This is a genomic window from Paenibacillus sp. SC116 (assembly GCF_024733555.1).
Classification (GTDB): Bacteria; Bacillota; Bacilli; order Paenibacillales; family Paenibacillaceae; genus Paenibacillus_B.
Genome location: NZ_JANIOF010000001.1, coordinates 709,189 through 731,887 on the forward strand (window position 1 = coordinate 709,189; position 22,699 = coordinate 731,887).

At 41.5% G+C, this 22,699-nt stretch carries 17 protein-coding genes and 1 pseudogene; 15 read left to right on the top strand and 3 right to left on the bottom strand.

Going from position 1 to position 22,699, the window contains the following annotated elements:
* Positions 1–121: 121 nt before the first annotated feature.
* Complete coding sequence (locus tag NQ117_RS02740; RefSeq protein WP_258276483.1) at positions 122–1,144, bottom strand: MBL fold metallo-hydrolase; 1,023 nt, start codon at positions 1,142–1,144, stop codon at positions 122–124.
* Positions 1,145–1,362: 218 nt separating this feature from the next.
* Between NQ117_RS02740 and NQ117_RS02745 the strand changes: the two genes are divergently transcribed.
* The 3 genes and pseudogenes from NQ117_RS02745 to NQ117_RS02755 all read left to right on the top strand — a co-directional run bounded on the left by NQ117_RS02745 (position 1,363) and on the right by NQ117_RS02755 (position 2,752).
* Complete coding sequence (locus NQ117_RS02745) at positions 1,363–1,944, top strand: TetR/AcrR family transcriptional regulator (protein ID WP_258276484.1); 582 nt, start codon at positions 1,363–1,365, stop codon at positions 1,942–1,944.
* A gap of 373 nt (positions 1,945–2,317) precedes the next feature.
* Positions 2,318–2,455: pseudogene (locus NQ117_RS02750) on the top strand (carboxymuconolactone decarboxylase family protein); the annotation flags it as partial.
* A 30-nt stretch (positions 2,456–2,485) separates the two neighbouring features.
* The gene (locus NQ117_RS02755) at positions 2,486–2,752 is read left to right on the top strand and encodes a hypothetical protein (protein ID WP_258276485.1); all 267 of its coding nucleotides are present in this window, start codon (positions 2,486–2,488) and stop codon (positions 2,750–2,752) included.
* A 12-nt stretch (positions 2,753–2,764) separates the two neighbouring features.
* On the opposite strand, the gene NQ117_RS24110 is transcribed toward NQ117_RS02755, so the two are convergent.
* Entirely contained in the window at positions 2,765–3,064 is a 300-nt protein-coding gene (locus tag NQ117_RS24110; protein WP_375163013.1) for a stalk domain-containing protein, read from the bottom strand.
* 185 nt (positions 3,065–3,249) lie between these two features.
* Between NQ117_RS24110 and NQ117_RS02760 the strand changes: the two genes are divergently transcribed.
* The 12 genes from NQ117_RS02760 (at position 3,250) to NQ117_RS02815 (ending at position 21,642) form a co-directional block, all read left to right on the top strand.
* Positions 3,250–3,948: a response regulator transcription factor gene (locus tag NQ117_RS02760; protein ID WP_258276486.1), complete on the top strand. Its 699-nt coding sequence runs from the start codon at positions 3,250–3,252 to the stop codon at positions 3,946–3,948.
* A 134-nt stretch (positions 3,949–4,082) separates the two neighbouring features.
* Positions 4,083–4,874 (top strand): sensor histidine kinase, encoded by a 792-nt coding sequence (locus NQ117_RS02765; protein ID WP_258276487.1) that lies wholly within the window; start codon positions 4,083–4,085, stop codon positions 4,872–4,874.
* 106 nt (positions 4,875–4,980) lie between these two features.
* Positions 4,981–6,489, top strand: a complete 1,509-nt coding sequence (locus NQ117_RS02770) for an alpha/beta hydrolase family protein (protein ID WP_258276488.1) — start codon at positions 4,981–4,983, stop codon at positions 6,487–6,489.
* 13 nt (positions 6,490–6,502) lie between these two features.
* Entirely contained in the window at positions 6,503–7,423 is a 921-nt protein-coding gene (locus NQ117_RS02775; RefSeq protein ID WP_258276489.1) for an ABC transporter ATP-binding protein, read from the top strand.
* Position 7,424: 1 nt separating this feature from the next.
* Positions 7,425–8,186 carry an ABC transporter permease gene (locus tag NQ117_RS02780; protein ID WP_258278146.1) on the top strand — a complete coding sequence of 254 codons (762 nt, stop codon included), beginning with the start codon at positions 7,425–7,427 and terminating at the stop codon, positions 8,184–8,186.
* 808 nt (positions 8,187–8,994) lie between these two features.
* Positions 8,995–11,610: a winged helix-turn-helix domain-containing protein gene (locus tag NQ117_RS02785; protein WP_258276490.1), complete on the top strand. Its 2,616-nt coding sequence runs from the start codon at positions 8,995–8,997 to the stop codon at positions 11,608–11,610.
* 365 nt (positions 11,611–11,975) lie between these two features.
* On the top strand, positions 11,976–13,781 hold the full coding sequence (locus NQ117_RS02790) for a hypothetical protein (RefSeq protein ID WP_258276491.1): 1,806 nt from the start codon (positions 11,976–11,978) through the stop codon (positions 13,779–13,781).
* Between the two features lie 26 nt (positions 13,782–13,807).
* Positions 13,808–16,591, top strand: a complete 2,784-nt coding sequence (locus tag NQ117_RS02795; protein WP_258276492.1) for a hypothetical protein — start codon at positions 13,808–13,810, stop codon at positions 16,589–16,591.
* Between the two features lie 37 nt (positions 16,592–16,628).
* Positions 16,629–18,134, top strand: a complete 1,506-nt coding sequence (locus NQ117_RS02800; RefSeq protein ID WP_258276493.1) for a hypothetical protein — start codon at positions 16,629–16,631, stop codon at positions 18,132–18,134.
* Between the two features lie 199 nt (positions 18,135–18,333).
* Positions 18,334–19,368, top strand: coding sequence for an McrC family protein (locus NQ117_RS02805; RefSeq protein ID WP_258278147.1), 1,035 nt, complete (start codon positions 18,334–18,336; stop codon positions 19,366–19,368).
* A gap of 143 nt (positions 19,369–19,511) precedes the next feature.
* Positions 19,512–20,138 (top strand): ATP-binding protein, encoded by a 627-nt coding sequence (locus NQ117_RS02810; protein ID WP_258276494.1) that lies wholly within the window; start codon positions 19,512–19,514, stop codon positions 20,136–20,138.
* A 907-nt stretch (positions 20,139–21,045) separates the two neighbouring features.
* Positions 21,046–21,642 carry a hypothetical protein gene (locus NQ117_RS02815; RefSeq protein WP_258276495.1) on the top strand — a complete coding sequence of 199 codons (597 nt, stop codon included), beginning with the start codon at positions 21,046–21,048 and terminating at the stop codon, positions 21,640–21,642.
* Between the two features lie 135 nt (positions 21,643–21,777).
* Here NQ117_RS02815 and NQ117_RS02820 read toward each other — a convergent pair whose 3' ends face one another.
* Positions 21,778–22,653 carry an ATP-dependent DNA ligase gene (locus tag NQ117_RS02820; protein WP_258276496.1) on the bottom strand — a complete coding sequence of 292 codons (876 nt, stop codon included), beginning with the start codon at positions 22,651–22,653 and terminating at the stop codon, positions 21,778–21,780.
* Positions 22,654–22,699: the final 46 nt, after the last annotated feature.

Here is a 22,699-nt window from a genome sequence, read left to right on the forward strand (position 1 = left end):
ATCAATTTGGTGAAAAAGAAAAGAACAGGCAATCGACAGAGCGCTGCATAGAAGCGCCTAATCGTGCCTGTTTCAACTTCAAACAATCTATAGTAATCAATAATATTGATAATTCAAATTGCTATTCTTGCCAAACACTCATAGGGTCCCATGGTTTGATCTGATCGCCATATTTCCCAGCCAAAAAAGCTTTCATGTCTTCCAGCTTAGCAGGCACCTCGTTCCAAATTGGAAGGGGTGGTAACCCTCGTTTGCTCTTCAATAGGATATCCACTGTAACATACAAGCGTTCTGGCTGAATCCAATGAAGGAAGCGGGAAATATCAATTTGCTTGGTCAGGGACAAGGAATCAATATCGTCATTGTAATGCTTGTTGAACTCGCTGATCAGGTTCAGGAGGTACTCTCTCTGCTCCTTCACGAAGTCCAGGTCGCAGATGGCGCCATGTCCTGGAACAACGATTTCGGGTTTAATTTCATCAATAATGCGATCAAGCACTTTAACCCAATTGAGGGTTCCCTCTTCGCTGTATGCTGTACAACCGTTAAACACGACATCGCCAGCGAACAGCACCTTTTCTTTTGGCATCCACAACAGTAAGTCACTGTCAGAGTGGGCTGGAGCTACGTTGTAAATCATAACTTCCGTATCGCCAAGACGGATGTTGATATCGTCCTTTATCTCAATATTCGGGAGCACCCATTCTACGCCTTTCAGGTCGAATCCTTCAAATTCCGCTGCAAAAAACCGCTCCCCCGGAGTCAATTCCGGAGAATCCTTTCCTCTTCTGATGACGCTGTCCATCCAGGCGATATTTTCGGTGAGACGCTCTCTGGAGGCTTCCTTGTGCATAATAATGCAAGCATCTTCAAACACTTTGTTTCCCCAGGCATGGTCGCTGTTATAGTGCGAGTTCACCACATATGCGGGAGAGCCGCCGTTGCTTACTTCCACAAAAGCCTCCCGCATTTCCCGCGCATGGAACAAATCGAAGAACGTGTCATATACCAGCCCATCACCCTTGTTGATGAACCCGGCATTGGCCCAACTGATGCCGCGATACGGTGAAATGCCAGCAAAGACGTCATCTGCGACTTCAAAAAATTTAACGCGAGGTTTTTGGATAATACGTCCATACTTCATGAAAATTCTCCTTTGCGTATATGTTTTTGGGGCAAGGCATACTGACTATGTTTTTATTATAAAGAATGGAAAACAGGCATGCAAGCGTGCACTTGCATGCATCTGTTCTGTGCGATATGATAGTAACAAAGCAACATCACACTACATGGATGGAAGCGCTGCTGCATATACAAAACTTGTAGTAGAATAGGCTTAACATATATAAAAGGAGAAATACAATGCAAACTTCAGACAGAATCATTGAAGCTGCGACACGGCTCATCAAAAAGAATGGCTATCGGGGAGTAAGCACCAAAGCCATTGCAACGGAAGCTAAAGTCAATGAATCTACGATTTTTCGGCAATTTGGAAGCAAGCAAGGCATATTGGAAGCCATCATTGAAAGACATTCGGATATCCCGCAATTTGAGAAGCTGTTAAAAGAGGACGCGACCGATAATCCAGAAGTCGATCTGCTGAATGTAAGTCAGCAGTACCGTTTGTTTTTTCATAAAAATGCGGACATCATTTTAATTGGTATCCGCGACAAAGGAATGCTTCCCGTATTAGACAGAGTGCTAGCTGATCCGCCGCTGAAGCTGCACTCCTTGCTGGTTGAATATTTTGAACGCTTGCAGAAGAAAAAAGTTATAGCCAGACAGGATGCGCGTCTTGCCGCCATGTCTTTTCTCTCGATGTGCTACGGATTTCAGATGAGCGAGCTGATTCACCGGCAATATCAATCCCAACTCGTCACCGAGGAAGAGTTCTACAAGCACAGTGTCTCATTGTTTGTTAAAGGAATCTTGTCTCAGTCATAAGCTTTGTTGATTTATTTACATATGCCGAAGACTGCTTGCGCAGCTCTAACTCTAGAATAATCGAGAGAAGATGCATCAAGATGCTCGAAAGCACGTTATACTGCAACCGGACATTATTAATTTTCAAACACCAAACTAATAAAGCCTGTAGCCAGAAAACTGAACTACGACCTAAGAGATGGACACTTTTAAAAAAAGTGCCCTCTCTGAGAGCCCTGAAAAAGCCTTGCTTTTGAGTAAAAGAGAGATTCAATTGGGAAATGTAATCAAGAATACTAAAAAGCAGCTGCTCCTCATACGAGGGTGGACTGCTTTTTCTCGACTAGCTTTACCATTCGATTCACATTCATAACAAGTCGAATCACTTAAAGATATTGCTCCTGACGTTGCTAACTACATTATCGAGTTTGCATTTGGCGATATTTATTCCAGAGAAGGACTGAACCCAAAACAGCGGCAACTGTTTACGATTGCTTCCCTGACAACCCAAGGTGGAGTCGAGTCAGTACTTTATCTTAGAGCTGCTTAGGATTAGGCGCCCTTGGAAGTATGGATAGAGGTTATTGAAAGTTATACTGACATAAGGGTTTGGATAGCCCAAAACAAATTTATTCCTAATGAGATTATGGAAGTTCTTTCAGAAGATTCTTCAGAACGTGTGAGGTGGATGATTGCTTCAATAAACAGGTTACCTGAGCATCTTCAAATAAAAATGGCAAAAGATCATGACCTAAAGCTGCGCCAGCCGCCCATCCTAGTTGGTGTTAGCGTTAATGTAATGCAGGATTTGACGGAGTGGGATTATTGAAGGTGCAAACCATTAGACTACTGAAAATTCCACTGTTCCCCCCAGTGGTTCTGAGAGAAAACGTAGAGGAAGATAAGTTCTACCATCTTTAATCGTTACAGGGACGCTTTTAGCGTTAACCTGGGCTGTTTTGGCTCCACCATTAAGGCGTACAGTTAATTTCTTTTCTTTATTAATTATTATTATCGTTTTCGTAGCCTGTTCATAGGAATACATTAGTTTTACAGGATCTTTAAAAGATTTTATCTGTACCATTGTCCTTTTGTTTACTGTTAGTAGATTCTCCTGCAACGCGCCATCAATATAAACCAATATTTGTTTTTACGGCGCAGCGGAGATAGCTGATACAGGTGAATCTAGGGGAAAAGGTTAATTGAAATCATACATATAAAACTTAAGAAAAATAGTATACAGATAAAAAATCCCAATAGTGTAATTGTGGTGCTGAAAACCTTGTCTAGTAATGTTAAAATTTAGAGGGAAAGGAGCTTACTCAAATGATGAAAATTCTCGTCGTTGAAGACGATTTGGAGATTAACCAACTTGTAACTAAATATTTGGGAAAAGAGGGCTTAGAGATCGATTCGGCATATGACGGTCAGGAAGCACTCTCCTTTATTTTTAAAAATGAATACCAGCTTGTTATTTTAGATATGATGCTTCCAAAACTAGAGGGTCAGGAAGTATTGCGCAACATTCGGAAAAACAAAACGATTCCTGTGATTATCTTGTCAGCTAAAGATAGAGAGATGGATAAAATACTAGGTTTAGAGCTTGGAGCTGACGATTATATGTCCAAGCCGTTTACGATCGGGGAGCTGATTGCAAGGGTCAAAGCCCAGCTTCGCCGTTACACGAAATTTAATTCGAATGCCGCCGTCGGCGAAGCAGAGTTCATTCAACATGGAGACTTAAACCTGAATATGGAAACATTCGAAGTCACGGTCTCCGGTCAGAGAAAGTCTTTAACAGCAAAAGAATTTGCTATCTTGAAACTGTTTCTGACCCATCCCACCCGTGTTTTTACAAAATCACAAATTTTCGAAAGGGTTTGGCGGGAGGAAAGTATATCCGACGATAATACGGTGATGGTACACATCAACAGGCTGCGAGCAAAAATAGAAAAAGACCAGTCAAACCCCGTACATATTCAAACTGTGTGGGGTTTTGGTTATAAGCTCGGTGAGTTGGGATGAATATGTCCATTATAATTCTCGTCATCGTTCTTATCCTGTTGTGTTTCACTCTCCTTCTTAGGAACTTTCGTCTACAAAAGGAGATCAAAAAGATCGCGCAGACCACGAAACAAATACGAGCAGGCCATCTTAACTTGCGTTATCGGCTACTTACACCCCATAAACCTGTCGAAGATTTAGGCGGAGAATTAAATCGTCTAATTGATTATTTTCAAAAAACTTTTGACCGGACTCAATTTCTGGAGGATGAACGTAAGCAGATGATTGCAAACATTTCGCATGATTTACGTACGCCGCTTACCTCCTTACTCGGATACTTGGAAGCCTTAAGTTCTGACTCGACACTAACAGTTGAAGAAAAAAACAACTTTATCCGCATAGTCTCCGACAAAGGAAACCTTTTAATGGAACGACTCCAAGATTTTTTTGAGCTGGCAAAGTTGGAAGCAGACGACTCACAATCCGAACTTGTTGAAGTCAATTTGACAGGCATCTTACAAGAAGTGTTGGTTGAATTTTATCCCAATTTTCAGAAAGCGGCGATTACGCCTATTGTTAATATCCCTGATTCTCCCCTGTATGTCATGAGCAATCAAATCCAGCTAAGACGCGTTATAGAGAATCTGATGTCGAATGCTTTGCGTTATGGTCTGGATGGCAAAGAGGTTGGTGTTGCTGTTCGGGAACAATCGGATTACGTATGGGTCGATATATGGGATCGCGGTAAAGGGATATCTCCACAAGACCTGTCTCGTGTGTTTGAGAGATTTTATACGGGAGCAGCTTCTAGAAATCAATCCCTTCGCGGAACAGGATTGGGTCTTACTATTACGAAGAGCTTAGTTGAGAAACAAGGCGGTCAGATCACCGTATCCAGCATTGTGGGCGGGATAACCGTTTTTTCATTTAGCTTGATTAAAGGTTGAGAGGCTGCAGCACCGAACAGCTTGAACAATTAAGATTTTTGTTAGATATACGAAAAAGGTATGTTAGAAAGAGCTTGTATAGTTGACTTCAAAAGGAGGAAGTCAAATGAGAGGATTTGAAATCGCGTTAATTGCTATGAATTTGCTAACTGTGTTTTTAGGACCAAGTAAAAAACGGTCTAAGGCTTTTTTGTTGGGACTTGCAAGCATGAATGGGGTTGTGTTTGTTCTCCATGGAATAGTTGAAGGATTACGGTATCAAATGGTTTTTTCATACATTTTTGTTTTTTTGTTTGCGGTTTATGCTGTAGTAAAGGCAACTGTCGCGATCTCGGAAAACAAATTCACAAAAATTCTAAAGGGAATTGCAATCAGCATATCTATCCTACTCCTCACCATGACGTCTCTCATGGCTTATGCTCTTCCCGTCTTTAAACTCCCTTCGCCCACGGGCAATTACGATGTAGGCGTTCAATATACTTACTTTACGGATGATCAGCGCCTAGAGCCTTTCTTGAAAGGATCGACCGATAAGAGGGAACTCTCGGTGAAAATATACTATCCTGCGATACAGGATAAATCCAAACCCAATATTACTTATTTTCACGATTCTCCTAAACTCATAGAGGTATTCACCAAAGGCAATCGTTTGCCTAAGTTCCTGTTCAGCCATTTACGACTAGTTCAGACGCATTCACAAGAGGGCTTGCTATTGTCCGATAACGAAGAAAACTATCCAGTGATTTTGTTCTCCCACGGCGGCGGCACAACCATGGAAGTGTATATGTCCCAATGCGAGGATTTGGCCAGCCGTGGATATATCGTTGTTGCCATCAACCATACCTACGTATCGTCAGCAACCGAACTTCCTGGAAGAATTGTAACGGATCGAGATGCTACGGTGAACTTTGAAGGCGACCCATTGGATTCCATTACTCATATAATGGCTGATGATGCGAGTTTTGTGGTTGATAAGTTGGAGGAAATGAATGCCGGAAAAGTAGATTCTATCTTTGCAGGAAAACTCAATCTAGAGAAAATCGGTATCGCTGGTCATTCGTTGGGCGGTGCGGCGGCGTACAATCTGGCCATCAACGATAGTAGAATAAAGGCCGCAATTAATTTGGACGGCGCCGTGTATGCAGTTTCTGATGGCACCAAAGCGATCGCTCCTTTTCTCATGCTGGCGAATGACGAGTACATGATTCAGTCGGTTATGAGAGGTGAGCCCTTCATGCTTAAACTGGAGGAGATCCCGGCCCAAGATCAGGAAGCAGTCGCATCAGCCTATGGCGGTAAAGAAGCCTACATGGACATTTACAGAAAACAGGAACAAGCCGCCAGTGAACTTGCCGAAACTTTGAAGTCGTCCGACAGCTTATTGTTTATCGAAGGCAGTTCTCATATGAAATTCGCCGATATCGGACTTTTTATGGGTCCCGGTTTCCGCCGCTTTATCGGAATCAATGGGGAAACCTCATCTGAACAATGTTTGGATATAACCAGAGCTGTCACATTGAACTTTTTCAACCAATATTTGAAGGATGAAACCGGGGATTCACTGGAATCCGTACTACGCCAATATCCGAAGCTGCAAAAAGCCAAGTGGATGTAAGGGAGGTTTGCATGTGAGCGAGATTATACGAACCCGAAATCTGACCAAGCGTTACAATACAAAAACGGTTGTAAGCGATGTGAACATGACGATAAGAACCGGCGATATCTACGGCTTTCTAGGGCAGAACGGTGCGGGAAAAACGACAACTTTACGGATGTTAAAGGGGCTCATTCGACCGTCCGCCGGAGAAATCGAATTATTCGGTACACCGTTGCATGGAAACAAAGCAAAAGCGAAGGAGCGCATCGGCGGCATTATCGAGTATCCAGGTTTCTATCTTAATCTTAACGCGGTGGACAATCTGGATATTCATCGCCGCCTTATGGGTATGGGCAACAAAGAATGCATAGAAGATGCCCTAAAGACTGTGGGGTTGCTTGATGCTAAAAGGGTTAAAGTTAAAAATTATTCGCTCGGCATGAAGCAACGGCTTGGCATTGCTCGTGCCTTGCTTCATCAACCCGAACTTCTTATATTAGACGAGCCGACAAATGGTTTAGACCCCGGAGGAATTAAAGAAATACGACAACTCTTCCAAGAGCTTGCTAGTAAACGCGGTATTACGTTCTTAATTTCCAGTCATCTACTGAGTGAAGTCGAACAATTGGCCACTAAAATCGGCATCATTCACAAAGGACAATTACTTGAAGAAGTTGACCGCGAAAATTTGCGAAAAAAGACTAGGAACCATCTCCAGATTAAAGTGACGGACGAACAGAAAGCATCCTTCATTATGGAACAGAAATTGGGCATAACAGATTACATCGTAGACGGTTCTGGTGTCCTCCGACTTTACGAGCAGTTTGAGCTTCCAGATCAGATTAGTTTGCTTCTTGCGAACAATGGGATCGGAATCAAAGAGATGATGCTGTCGGGAGACAGCCTTGAGGACTATTTTCTTAAAGTAACTGGAGGTGAGAGACTTGATTAGCGTGATCTATACTGAAATCATGAAGCTGAAGAACACTAAGATTTATTGGCTGGTGCTTATTGGCGCACTTCCGGCAAATCTCGTAACCTTATACGTTTTCTTGCCGAGAGTAACGCCCGAGGGTGTTTCCGCTGGTATTGACGTGCAGGATATGTTTTATCGGCAGGGGATGGCGATTACCATTCTGGCGCCGTTTATATTCGCCTTGATCACAGGCTATATAATTTCACGAGAATATCAGGAACGTACAATTAATCAGCTGTTTTCATACCCGATCTCTCGCATTATGTTTCTCTTTTCAAAATTGGCAACTGTGCTTTTACTAATCGCAATAACTTGGGCTCTCTCATGTTTCTCGATAACCGTGACTAGCATTCTCATGTTATTCACGCAGCAAATCGATTTTGAAATGGTTTGGTCAGGAATCCGCATGAATATACTGGCTTGTGTCCTATCATTAGGCACGGTTCCTGTGGCGGCCGCACTGAGCATGGTCGGCAAGAGCTTGATACCTTCGGCGGTTTTAGGGGGATTTGCCACAATTGTTACCCTTATCGGAGAAATGGGTCATAGTATGGAAGTTGTTCTAGTTCCCTGGCTAATGCCTTATTGGCCGGTTCGGGAGTTGGCTCAAGGGTTAGCACAGACCGGCCCAAACCCATATGTGGCGTCTGGAATGACAATTCTTTTGACGACCTTTATTGTTTCACTCATTTTCGCTATCGTTTATTACGAGAAATCGGAGGTTCATAGCGGTTCTTGAAACATCGCTGTCTAGGCACAATTTTACTGAATTTATTTCTTATTGGTGTACCTCTAGCAAAGAATAAAGAGATTAGTGAATTTGGAAAGTTTATTTAGATTGAAGATCCTGAAGTTCGACTGGTCGAGCTTTGGGAGAAATAACGAGTTTTAATTCATTTGTTATTGAGCTAACGGAAAACGTTAGTTCAATAAGGACAGCGGCAGTCTAAGACTTTATTTTTCAAGTGCTGTGAGAAAATAGACCTCGGTACTTGGCTATTGCCATACTGTGGAACCTGCATTTTTCCGTATTAATGTAGAATTTATACTATAAATATGTTGATCATGAATCATCAGGACAACCAGAGATTTCTGGTCATCCTATTTTGTTGGTCGTTATATTATGGCGGTAGCCGGGAGGAGGTACGGCTTTTAGGGGTTCAGACCCCTAAACAAAAACTGAACAAATTGAAGCATTGAAGAACGGATGGTACAAGTAGCGAAAGTACTTTAACGATTTACGTCGACATCGACTAACATGATGCGCTACATACGGAAGACGGAATGGGCCATTCGGCTTGGATGCATGGTGTGGGGAAGTATGTGAGCTTTGCAACCTGGAGGAAGTGTCCTGTCGGGATACAGTTGAAACGACCAAAGTCGAGATTCAGTGGATTTACAAGCTTTCGAAAATGAAGCGCTAGATTATTTCTTAGAAAGCGCCTTAAGTAACGTATGACCTGAAGATTCCAAATTGTGCGTGTGCTTCCAAAGATGCTGTGGTAAGTGTTGTGAAAATAAATCTCGAATTAGGAGAAGGCTTATCGATGAAAGAAATAGGGACACAGTATACGAATTTCTTATATGACACGCCACTACTGGCTACTAAATTACATATTCCCACAACCTCGGTTGAAACATTGGTGCGTACGAGGCTGATCGACCAACTAAATCAGTGCACGCAGTGCCGGCTAACACTGCTGAGCGCGCCGGCTGGTTTCGGAAAATCAACCTTGCTGCAGCATTGGGCGCAGCAGGTCCCCGAACGTCCGGCGTGGATCTCTCTCGATATGGCGGACAACGATCTGATTCGGTTCTGGCGATACGTTATTTCGGCCATCGACTCCATTCGACCGGGATTCGGGGAGAAGGTGGCCGACGTCGTCAAACTGATTCATCCTTCCGACTACGTGCTCGCTTTGACGATGCTCCTTAACGAACTCCAGCAGATGGAGAATCCGCTCAAACTCGTTCTCGACGATTTTCATGCGATCACCGATGAGCGTTTGCTCGCTTCCTTCGCTTATTTTCTTGAGCATGTGCCGGAGCAAACTCATCTCATTCTTGCCAGCCGCACGGAGCTTCCCCTTCCAACCGCCAAACTGCATAGCCGCCAGCAGATGAACCGGCTTGACATCGAGGAATTCCGCTTTACTCCGCAGGAAGGTGATGAATTTTATCGGACATGCATGTCCCTCGACCTGCCGGAAGAAGAGACGGGCAAGTGGGTCCAGCGGACTGAGGGTTGGATTACGGCGATGAAGCTGGCTGCCCTGTCGATGCGCAGTACGGATCATCCTTCCATTTTGCTGCGGAATTATACTGGCGCCTCCTCCATGTTGGAACAGTATTTGATGGAAGAAGTGTTCGTGAAGCAGAGCGAGACTGTACGGCGATTTCTCCTGGATTGCTCTGTTCTGAAGCGAATGAACGCCTCTCTGTGCCAGAGCGTCACCGGTCATGACTGTGGCCAGGAAATGCTTGAGTTGCTGGAGCGCGAGCAACTGTTTGTGATTCCGTTGGGCGATCGGAGAGACTGGTACCGATTCCACCATTTGTTCGCGGAATTTTTGTATCGGCGATTGGAGCGGACGAATCCTTCGAGAATTCCAGTGCTACAGGAAGCTGCGGGGCAATGGTGCGAACGGGAAGGGTTAAGAGAGGAGGCGCTCGATTATTATTTGACATGTAGGGAATATGATCGTGCGGTCGGCTTGCTGAAAGAAATGACGGCAAAGATGACGCGCGTGAACGAGCTTTGGCTAGGAGCGCAGTTTGCACGCATTCCCGAGTCGCTTCTGTTGGCGCACCCGATATTATACTTTTCCTATGCACTCTTGCTGCTGTTGGGTAACGACGATTGTCTGAGAGGAGAACGAATGCTGCAATTCGCCGAGCAGGCCTATGAGGAGAAGATATCGGAATGGACGGCAGAAGCCAGAGATGAATTTTGGGCCTGCTATTTTTTCGTCAAAGCGATGAAAGAGCTTGTTACCCGCGGGGATCAACAAAAAGTAATCGAGTATATGATGCGATCGAAGCAGCATAAGCCAGGGAGCGTGGGGCTTATCCTCCCGCGGCCTAATCGAGTAGGCCTGCCTTCGATTTTGAAAGTGCATGCGCAAAACGAGAACGAAGACCACGGCAAGGAGGTTCTGATTTCTGTTTTGTCTGAGCTGTCGGATTTATTGGAGAGGGCTGATCTGGCTGCCCCGACGATCGCTTGTCTGGCGGAGTGTTACTATGAGTTCAACGAGTTGGAAGAGGCGGAGAAAGTCGCGAGAAAAGCGATCCGGTTGATGGACTTGTACGGACCTAGCGGCACGAGCGATGCGCTGCTCCCTGCCCGGCTTGTTTTATCCCGCATCCAGCGCATCCGAGGCTCGCTCGATGCAGCGAAAGAGACGATGCGAGAAACGAGACGGGATATCGTCGAGCTGGGCATGGCCGACTCGCTAATCTATTGTGATGCCGAGCTGGCATTGATTGCATTGGAGAATGGCGACACAGCCCCTTCGGATGCGTGGGTACGGTTGTACCGCCTGGAAGAGTGCGACGGGTTCACGGTCCGGCAGTTGTTCGAATACGTCTATTGGGCGAAGCTTATGATGAAACGGGGCGACGATAGGCAGGCGTGGCTTTTGACGGACCGGTTGTTGGCTGTTGCGGAGCAGGGGGATCGATACTACCTACAAGTGGAAATCGGTTTGATGCAAGTGCTGTTGCTGCACCGATCGGGGCGGACGGATGAGGCACTTCTACGGCTTTTGCCGATCTTATTGGTGACGGAGCCGCGCGGTTTAAAGCGCGTCTATCTGGATGCCCACGAACCGATGGCTGAGTTGGTGGCGCTGCTGCTGCAATCGCGTTACCGCCCGAAGGAGGGAAAGGCTCCATCGCTTGGCTATCTCCGCAGCCTGCTATCCGCCTTCGGAAGGAAGGAAACTGCCGGCAACGCTTCTGCGGATTTGGAGCTGATCCTAACGAAGAAGGAGCTCGAAATATACGGGTTGCTGGTTCGGCGGCTCACCAATCGGGAGATTGCGGAGAAGCTGGGCATTGGCTACGGTACGGTGAGAGTCCATTTGAACCATATTTATAGCAAGCTTTACGTGAACGACCGATCGGAAGCAATCCTAAAAGGTGAGCAGATCGGACTCTGAACGTTTCTTCTACTCCTCTGTTCTATACAGGGGGGTAGTTTTTTTTGGGCGCAGGGCCTTCTATACTTTAGATCTGTGTCGGCTTTTGAGCCCTTTCTTTACGGAGGCGAACTTTCGAGAGAAAAGGCATTTGATATCCTATTTGACGGCAATCATTGAGGCATTATTACTTCTTTAGCTTCTTTATCCTACTTGAATCAAATCTTTAGCTGACCTTAGACGTAAGTTTAAATGCTTCTTTTAACATTGAAGAAAGTCAAACAATTCGGATAACAGAAGGAAAATGCTCTTACGATAGGTGTTGTAGGGTAGTTCATAGCAAGTGGATTTAGATAGTCATTAACACTGTGGAAGGATGTGAATTTATGGGACTAATTAAAACAGCTTACACGCAGCTCTTCCAATCAAGGGGTAATATTACTCAGGTATTTCGAAATTTTCATTCGGTTCAGTATGCATTAGTACAGCCAGCTGGAAGCCCTAAAAACGTCATTAATAACTTGCAAAAGTATAATTTTTTCAACAATGACAGGAATACATTGAAGATTGCAGTAGGTCCGGAATTTTCTATGAATCAAATAACAAACAATGAAGTTATCCCAATCTCGAAGAAAGATTATCTTCAGGCCAGGAATATATTTATAGAGCAAGCTAAAGCTTTGCCTGAAGGAGGTTTGTTTTGTCCAGGAACTACTGCAGTAGATACTGGTGAGAAATCGGCAGGCGGTAAAAAAACAGGAGTAAATTTAGGATATTTCATCGCAACAGGGTCAGGTGAAATAATGGAATGGGCCAAAAAGTCCGTCAGTACGAATGATAACTGGCCAAGTGATTACGAGGTATCTAAAGGTGTTGAGGATGTTGTAGTTCTTGTCAAACGGTTAGGTGGACAAGGAAGAGATGTTGTTCTTTTAATGAGTACTTGTCTTGACGTTACCTTCCTGTCAAAGTTAAATCCGGATGTATCCCCTGACTTCATCATTTCGCCAGCCTACGGTTCTCCACTACCGTTGGGTGTAGAGGTAGTCTATCCGGGAGCAATATTCATTGTTGCAGACAACGGCAATCGTGATTTGGATACAGTCATCAAAAAAGGAGAAGAGCGTGAAGGGGGATTTGAGGATATATCAGAGCTTGTTTACAATTCAGGCATGTGGGATAAAACAAGCAAGGAAAAGTACTGGTTTTCGGGTATATCAGACTTTGTAGGTAACTTTTTTTCTTACTGTGTCAGTAGCATAATTCCCAGTCTTAACGGAGCCAAAAAGATCACAGAAGTATACTCAAAGATCGATACATTGGCGTCCTATTATCCTGAAGATAATTTAGCCATCTCTGAGAAAAGAAAACTAAAAGATTTAACAAAAGAACAACTTGATGCAAGGATTTTGTACCCAAACTACAACGTCTTTTATAACAAGTTAGATCCAGACACCCTACTAGAAAAGTTGATAGAAGCCACGAAGACTCTACAGTGGGATGTTATTCAAGACGAACTAAATCAATTCATTAGAGATTACGTATCAAAAAAGCTGTCACCAGAGGATCCACTTCAAAAGTCTCCAGATGAATGGGTCATAATTATAAACGATTCCAAGTTAAAAAGTGATTTATTGGCAACGATTAGTCTCAAAACTTTAGAACTATTAGTCAGCATGGGTAATGAAATAGTTGACGAGGTTGCTGAGCATTACGGAGATAGCATAAATGGACTGGTTCGCAGTTCACTAGGGCAGAAATTACTCAACAGAATGCTGGATACTGTTTCTGGCCCTTCTTATGTAGATCAATTAATAAAAAGCAATGTATTTTGGGAACAGTCACATCAATTGTCCCAACAAATTGAACAAATTCAGCAGCGTTTAGCGGAAAACGCGTCAAACAGCGAAGTCACCAAACAAGAACTTAGACAAAGGTACAAGGATCTAGAACAGATACGAGAAGAACTGGCCACTAAAAAGGACGATCCTGAATTACAGGAGAAAGAAAAAAGAATTGATGTTGAAATAGAAGAGTTGATTGAAAAAGCGAAGCAAATTGAAAAAGAACAACAAGAGGCCGAAAAAGAAAAACAATCCAGTCAGAATGAAATGCAGAACAAAAATCAGGAGAAAAATGATATAGATAAAAAAGAAAAAGAGAACAGTAAGGACATTTTTAAAGCGATATAAGAACGAAATTGAAAGGAGGTAAGAATTTGATGAATCAATTGAGCAATAATATTCAAGATAGCGAAACAGACTATCTGCTATTATCTCAAATACAAAAGGAAATCCAAGCCTTAACGATCGGGAATTCGATTGTATATCTTAGCGTACAAGATGATCTCCCGATTGGAAAAGGAACGGATTTGGGTGGCACATTTGATCAGGATCTTTATGTTTATGCAGAGCAATTGACATTGAACAACTCACTATCTTTAAAAAATGCTTTGCTATCAACTAGTTTTCTTGTAGCGAATGAGCAATCTACTATTGAATTATATGGAGATCCCGGCACCACACCTACTGATAACATCAACGGGACTGACGGTAAAGCTGGTGGGGTATTGCAGCTTTTTATAGGAGAAGTTCCAATTGATGATCCGAAGTTTAGCATTCATGCTAAAGGCGGGAAAGGGGGGGATGGGCAGGATGTACCGGCATCACTGGCAGGAAACGGCGGGAATGGTGGAGCTGGTGGAAATGTGACGTCTATCCAATACCACCCTTACGCAATGATACTTCATCGGTTAGTTGAGATCTACAAAATGGTATCGCTGAAGGAAAAACTAACGGCAATATCAGATTTAAAGAAAAGATATGGGCAATATCAGATTATTTCTCCTTTATTTCAAAATGCAGAATCGAATCCTGATCAGAACTCTTTTAACCAAACATTACACAATGTCGCATTTAGCTTGCAAACCGCTTTGGGGAAATCGCAAATTGATGCCCAGATGAAAATTGACGTATCAGGCGGAGCATATGGCGTTTATGGCGAGGGAAAACCAAACGGTAACGATGGAAAGAGCGGCGGTATGGGAAAAACAACCTTAATTGAAATTGGCGATCCTTCTCAGTTTGCAACACTCAACCAGCAGTCGTTTTTCCCTTGGATCCATTCGGTACAATGCCAGATGCTGCAAGAGAAAGCTAAGATGGCGTATTTTTGTCTCGATCCACAAAGTCAGGATGCCGTTGAGGAAATATCGATTTATTTTCAAAGACTTCAAAAAAAGACGGCACCTTTTCAATTTACGCAACCTGGAGACGCACTTGATAAGCTGTGGTCGGCCAGCGAGCACATAATCGGGGCGCAAGATAGCATCGCCACATTTAAAAAAATATACGATAACTCCGTAATTTATTTGAATAGTTTGAGCCGTGGTAACGACTACTTCGGTTATCCCTACAATTATGTACCTGTCCTTTCATTTGACTTTTGTAGAGAACAATTCCAAATGCTTGTATCCAATTTCGATGTCATCGAAGACCATTATAACAATCAGATTAATTTGCTCAAGGATGTTACTAAAGCAAAAGACGCTTTACTTGCAGCAAGAAATCAAGCAGAATCCAAAATGAACAGCAATAACTCCAAGTTAACCAAAATCAGCGAAATGTATGAGAACACTGCTAAACTTATTAACAGTTATACTCCTTCGGTAGAGCAAAAAAAGCAGATAGCAAACGAAAAATTGCAAGAGATCAAGGATGACTTAGCAAATCACTTCGATTGGAATTGGGATGATCTATTTGCTTCACTTGGATCACTTGCGTTCGCACCTACTGAGTCCGTAATGTGGATCGAGCAGGCCTCTAAAATCGCATTTGATGGCATGACTAAAATTACGGATAATACTGGTGCCCAAATAAACAAAGATTATTTAGTGGATCAAATTAGCTCGGTAAAAGACGATATCTCTAGCTTAAAAGAAAACTTCTCAACGCTCCCTGACGGTACAATCCAGCCTGATGATCCCGGTGCCGCTAAACTAATCGGAGATGAAGACAGTATCGAGAGTATTCTGAATCAAATATCATCCCGTATAGACATAACGGAGGCAAGGGAGGCCCTACAAGATTATGTTAGTACAATTAGTGAGCGAAACAATCAAATTGTAACATACAATACACTTATCTCCTTGTTTCTCAAAACGCAGAATGAACAAAGCGACTTAAATGGGGAGATAGTCAAGTACAATGATTCGGTTATTGATGCTCTTACGGAAGTATCTCCCGTCTACGTGGCTTTTGTATCCAGAATGTACTTCGAGGCCGTCAGCCAGCTAATTGAAATGATCTATTTAGCTGCCCGTTCCTATCAGTTCTGGGCGCTAAGTGTAGTGCAGCCTAATACTTTGCTTGGCGGGAATCCAGGGCAAATCACTTATGCTGATCTTACCAGTGCTAAATCTCAAATCCTCCAACTTTATAGTGATGCAGTTACTAACTTTAAGACGAATCCCTCAATATTTCCTGCTAATAGCGCTAATACAGGCATCGAGTACAATTGCAAGCCTCTTCAAGTTGAATTAATGAAAAATAACTTTGAAACAATGGTGACTATACCAGTATCTGATAAAACAACGTCGAATACAGATAGTCCATTCTCTGGTTTGTCCAATGTTAGAATCACAAAGGTACGTTGCTATCTACATGGCGCTCAACCAAAAGACCACTTAAAAAACAGTGAAGTACTGATAAACATTTCGCACACCGGAACCGAAAAGATCGTATCCCCGAATAATCATACTTTTTTGTTTCAACATGATAAAAGAGAAGTACCTTTCAAGTATGATCTTAACTCGTCAATCATCAGCATCGATGGAGATTTTGGAGTTCATTACCCTGAAGAAGCGACACCATATGCGTTATTCGGCCCTTTTACTACGTGGAAGATAGAAATCGATCCATCATTTAGGGATCAACTTGATTTAAGTAACTTGGAAGATGTAACTTTAGAATTCTACGGTACTTGTTATTCTTTCAATACTTAAATAAATCAATACGATGGAACTAATAAGGAGGGATAGTATGGCTGCTTCACAATCACTATCATTACCCGAACTTGTAACCAAAATGCAGGGTGGTAATTCTACAACGTGTAAATGGGATGTTGTTTGTTCTTACAGTTGTTCTCATCTCAATTCATACCTGCAGCAAAAATATGATGCCGGTATGTTAGCTAAAGATGTTCAACTTAGCACACAAATTGAAGACCCACTATCCGGTGAGACAATTACAATTAATTATGACATTCAATTTGCTTCTCCAACTATAAGTTTTGATGGGTATGATGGGAATGCAACATTAAAAATGCTTATGAATACAGGCACCATTACAGTTACTGCTCAGGGAGGAACACCTGAATCCTACGAAATACCTGCGAACACTTATAGTGTCGAAGCTACTAACGTGCCGTTATCCGTAATAAATGGAACTACAGGTGAAATTGATGATCAAGGTAATATAATCGTATTTGAGGACGGAATAATAAACGAGAATAGCATCATCATACACTTTAGAACATCAGATTCAAATCTAGTCAGTTTTAATATCACTCCAGAACCAAGTCCTGATCTTATACTAGTACTTGGAACTGTTTACCTTCCACTTTTGGCTACTTATTTTAAAACGTCTATATCTGAGATCGATTATGCACTTGCGAATGTTAACAACACTCCATCGACAAACGGTAATCTTAATCTCACTCCAAGTTCCTTTATTTTTTCATCTATGGCATCAGATGATGATGCAAGTGGGGTTCTCAGTATATATATTCAAACCAAGGAGAGTCAAAACCAACCAGGATCACTAGAACCATCTTTTATATTGAACAACACAACATACAGTCCGATACCACAAGGTTATACAGCAAGTCTTATCATATCTAACTCCCTTGTATCTTCATTCATAAATACACAATTTTCAAATCAAGCCTTTAATGCGTCCTATACTAATGATACGAGTGGAAGCATTTTGGCAAAGCTGACAGCGGATTATTCTGTTATTGCCAATGACGGTGGAGGGAGTACGATAATTAATCATACTTCGTATGAGGGACTTAACATAAGTTTAACAGATAACCCAATCTCATTTGCTATTAATAATTCTGAAATGTCAATAACTTGGAGTGGTAAAACTTCATCAAACTGGTCCAATTATACACTGGGCACTCAAGCACAATATGGAACTATTGATATAAGTATTAGTGTTGACGAAAGTCAGCCAATAGTACTCAGTGATAACTATGAGATTGAAGGGACTATTACGGTCACCAGTTCACAATTTGATACACAATTATCTGCAGAAAAGTGTGGAATTTGGCAAACCGGTTGTTCCGAGAGTATCCCGGAGTTTTATCAAAAACTCCAGCTTTCCGTACCATCTATTACGATTGCAAGTATTGGTCTTAATTTTTTCAACACAACAAATTTAATTACTCCAGGGCAGAATGTCATTCAGTTCGATACAAATGCCGGGGTTCAAACACCTTATGACTTTCTGCTAGTTGGTAATGTATTATCTGATCAAAATTGACTAAATGAAATACAAAATGTAGTTTTTAACTCTTCGAGAGTCAACTTTTACACCAAGATATAAAATGATTAGCGTGTATATAAAAACTAATCCTTGATATCGAGAGGTCAGGGATTAGTTTTTATTTTGAAATTAGAATTAAACCTTTATAATAGCGACAAAAAGTTTAAGACACATCGACATTGTACCTAAACTACAGATTGGGGAAGATGAAGGCAAGTCGGCCCTGCTTAATATGCTTGGCGTATGCGGCTATATCCCATACAAAATGGGATCGGCCGCGGCGGCTGTACAAGTGGTAGCGGCGTATTGGTTAAGCTGGACCGCTGCCGCCTTCTGTATGGAGCTGGAGAAGCAGTTAAAGCGGGGATTAGCGACCGGTTATGCCGAGCTGGAGGAAAACTCCCAACGACTGAAGGGAAGGCTTATGGTAACGAAGCGCCTCCAATATAATGCAGCCGATAAGTCACGGGCTTATTGCAGTTTCAATGAAAGGACTCACGCCATCCCTTTAAATTTTTTTTATAAAACCTTGGTAATCCTGAAACGGAAGGTGTTGGATCCTTCAATCCGGAAAAAGTTGCTGCACCTATGCGGGTGTTTTGAGGAGTTAGACGTCCCGGGAAATGTGAAAGAGTTGCTTAATCAGGTGCACTTTGACCGACAGACCTCCAGATTTGAACCAGCCTTCCGGTTAGCGAAATTGATGCTATCCCACATGTCGGTACTACACAGGGGAGCGAAAGAGGAATGTTTCTCCTTCTTGTTCGAAGTGCATTCGCTCTATGAGATGTATGTCGGCCGTGTCCTGCAGCAGATGACATTAGGAAGAGAAGCCGTAATTCGGCTTCAGCATAAAGAGGTTAAGCTGCTCAGAAATGAGGACTCTGGTCTGGATAATATTCAGCTGATCCCCGATATGGTCTTGGGAGAGCGGCAGGTAAATGGGGAATATGTCTGGACTTTAATAATGGATACGAAATGGAAGGAGATTACCAAGTATCAGCAAGGTGATATCTATCAGATGTACGCCTACGTGACGGGATACCCAGATGCCAGAAGAGCCGTTTTACTGTACCCTGCAATGGATGAAGCGGCTTACGGCCGGAATTGGACCTTGGCAGCCAACTCAAGGAAGCGAATTTGTGTACGGATGGTACGAATTACACATTGGTTAAAGACCCAAGAGGACTTACGAGGGATCATAGCTGAATCTGGATGGGAGGAGAAATAGGTTTAAGGGAAGATAAGTTGAGTGAACGATGTAGCAGACAATGGACAACAAATAGGCCTATTACATGAGCGTGCCTATTTGTTGTCCATTATTTCAGTTATAAATTTAAGTTTCCCTTTCCCTCCCAAAGAAAACCTTCCAACATGAGAAGTCAGATTGTAAACTTGCTTATTGAACAAGGAGAGAAATCAAAATTACGTAGAGTCGTCCTCATAATTGATGAGGCACATCGTTTAACTGAGTTACATTACAATTGGCTGATTGATATTTATAACGAGCTCGATCGTGCGAAGATTAGTCTAACTGTCATTTCAGTTGGTCAAGAAGAATTGTTGTCGCGAAGGACATTCTTTTTAGAACAAAAGAAATCTCAAATCATTGGTCGATTTATGACAAAGGAGCATCAATTCTATGGTATTCGTACAATTGAAGATATTAAGTTTTGCTTAAAATGCTATGATCAGGTTTCCGAATATCCTGAAGGAAGCGGGTGGAGTTTTACACGATATTATTTCCCAAAAGCTTTCGAAGAAGGACATAGATTAGAAAAATGTGCAGCTGATTTATACAGTCTTTTTAAAGACATTCGGCGAGAATATGGTTTATCAAAAAGTTTAGAAATTCCTATGGAGTACTTTGCATTTACGGTTGAGAATGCAATGAAACAAGGTTGTGCAGATGATATATACTGGCCGACACAAGACCTTTGGAAGAATGCTATTAAAGACTCTGGGTATATTGAATCTGAAATATATATGGCTCTAGCTTAGTTTAAATAAAGGATGATTGATGTCGATGAACGTTATTTGGAGAAAAGAGTGGATTCATCCATTTGAATCCCCATGGTCCATTTTAGAAAAATTCGCTTTTGCCAATGTCCTAAGTCATAAAGAACTCGTAAGTGTAATCGGTAGAAGAGTAGGGCCAAATATGACTCCTTCATTTACTAGGTCTATGCGTAATTTAATTACATTACAGGGTGTAGGTAGTGATGCTCTTTCTAAATTTTTGAACTACAACCTCCATGCTCATAATAACGAATATTTTGATTCACTTATTAGATGTGTAAGGACGAACTGCAATTACGAACAATATTGGCTAAAAAATAACCTGCATTGGTGTGTAGAATGCATGGAGGTTGGCCACCATAGCCTCTGTCATCAGTTTTTGCTTATTGACTACTGTCCGTATCACAACTAGCAGTTAATTAATTTATGTCACAACTGTAAGCAGCAGATTCCGTACTTGTTAGGTGAGGGTTTATCAGATGCATTTACTTGTAAATGTGGTCATCCATTGTTAGATCTTAGTACGAAATGGAGCCGATGGAGCCAAAGATTTAAGATTCAAAACAAATCACTTACTAAGTGGATAATCAACAATACAAAAAATGCTGATCAGACACGTGGATTGCATTGGAGAATTATTAACGATCTTAGTAAAAGAAGAGTAAATTTCGACTTTGAACAACTGTTACTACCAAGTGAAGTAGAAAAGCAGATTCGATATGAATATTATATGGGAGAAGAATCGACTTAATCTTTCGACTTTAATAACACCTGGATATACAATCAAATCTATGACATTACTAGAGACGTATTTAAATCAATCGATAAATATTTACGTCGTACCTATACACATAAACATAAGTCATGCATTAAAAGATTACATTGTTTATTGAAAGAACCTGGTGAGCCTTTTCCAGAGATTTGTCCCTACGCATATGCTTATGTCTTTTGGAAGCAATCCCTATTAAAATATCCACCATTTTACGAAAAATTCTGTGGTGCTCGTAAAATGAATGCTGTATATGATTTCACGATATCTACACCATTGTATGAAGATGTTATTAGAGAGCTATACGATCAGACTATCATACACAGTGATTACTTTAGAAACTATAGTTTTAATGCGTTTAGATGGATGCTTGCCAAATCTATTGGGATGATGTATCTAGATTCGTTTTATAGTTGGTATGATTCGGCCAAACAAGGAGCAAAGGGAGTCTATTTACCAAACATCCCCGAAAATCTCATTGTTGCATTTGGATTTTCTACAAAAAACAAAAAAATTCATTTCCGAAAGATAAGAATTTCTGAACATAAACTAGACAAAGATTTAGTATGTCCATTCAATACTAAGAGTAAAAGGAAGGTCAGTCCTTCCGCATGTGAACATACTCCGTTAGCGTTAATAATGTTAAATCGCTCAAATAATACCGAACAACTTAAATACGTTAATGATTATATTAGACGATTAAGTATGACTCAATAGAAGGAATTTCGAGCCAATGGATTAATCCTTTAGACCACTTATAAAGAAATAAAAAAACTGAGTAGCGGAAGCTCAGTTTTTTTATTACAAAGACTTTTGAGTTCTCTTAGTTATATGAAAGGTATACGAATGAAACTAGTCTACTACGAAATCAATAAAAATCGGAACTCTCAACATTCCATTTGAAGTCCAGTTCCTTATCTTCACTTTAGCTTGGATTCTAGGTTCAATATATACGTATTCGTTATCTTCCTTGAAGAGGTTGGATTTACAATAGTCCTCATAGAATTTTCTCTGAGCATTAGTCATACCGTATTGAACAATACCTGTTTGTTTGTATTGACCATTATCTAAACGTATAGAAGTTAACCATCCTAAATCATTCTTATGATATCCAACTAAATAAACGGTGGTATATGTCCAATTAATTATTTTTAACCAGGAGCTAGATCTTTTTCCTGTATAAATGCTATCTTTTAACTTCGCAACCATTCCCTCCATGCTGTGTTTCTCAATATAGTCAAATAGAACAACTCTTTTATTTTCAAACATAGGAATAGTAGTGATTTGATCAAAGCCTTCCATACATACTTGTGAAAGTATATCTTTCCGCTGGATCAAGGGTAAGCACCGAAGGTCTTGATTCTTATACCACAATATATCAAAAGCAATGAAGGTAGCGGGTAGATTAGCAGATAATATATTAATCCTCGTACTGCTTTCAGTTTTAAGACGTTTCATGACCGATTCGTAATCGATTTTACCTGTATTATTGCAAGCTATTTCTCCATCCAATACAACATCATGTTGCCAAGTAATTCTATGTAGTTCAGGATACTGACGGGTAACATTATTGCCATAGCGTGTATATATGCTAGTTTTCTGATCAAAATGCGTTAATATTGCTCGATGACCATCTATTTTAGGCTCAAATATGTATTTATCATCATCAAATGGGTGATCATGCATTTCAAGTAGCATTGGTGAAAAACGAATAGTAATGTTACTCACTCCTTATATTAACTATATTAAAATTCTTAACGTTAAAAATCAGCAA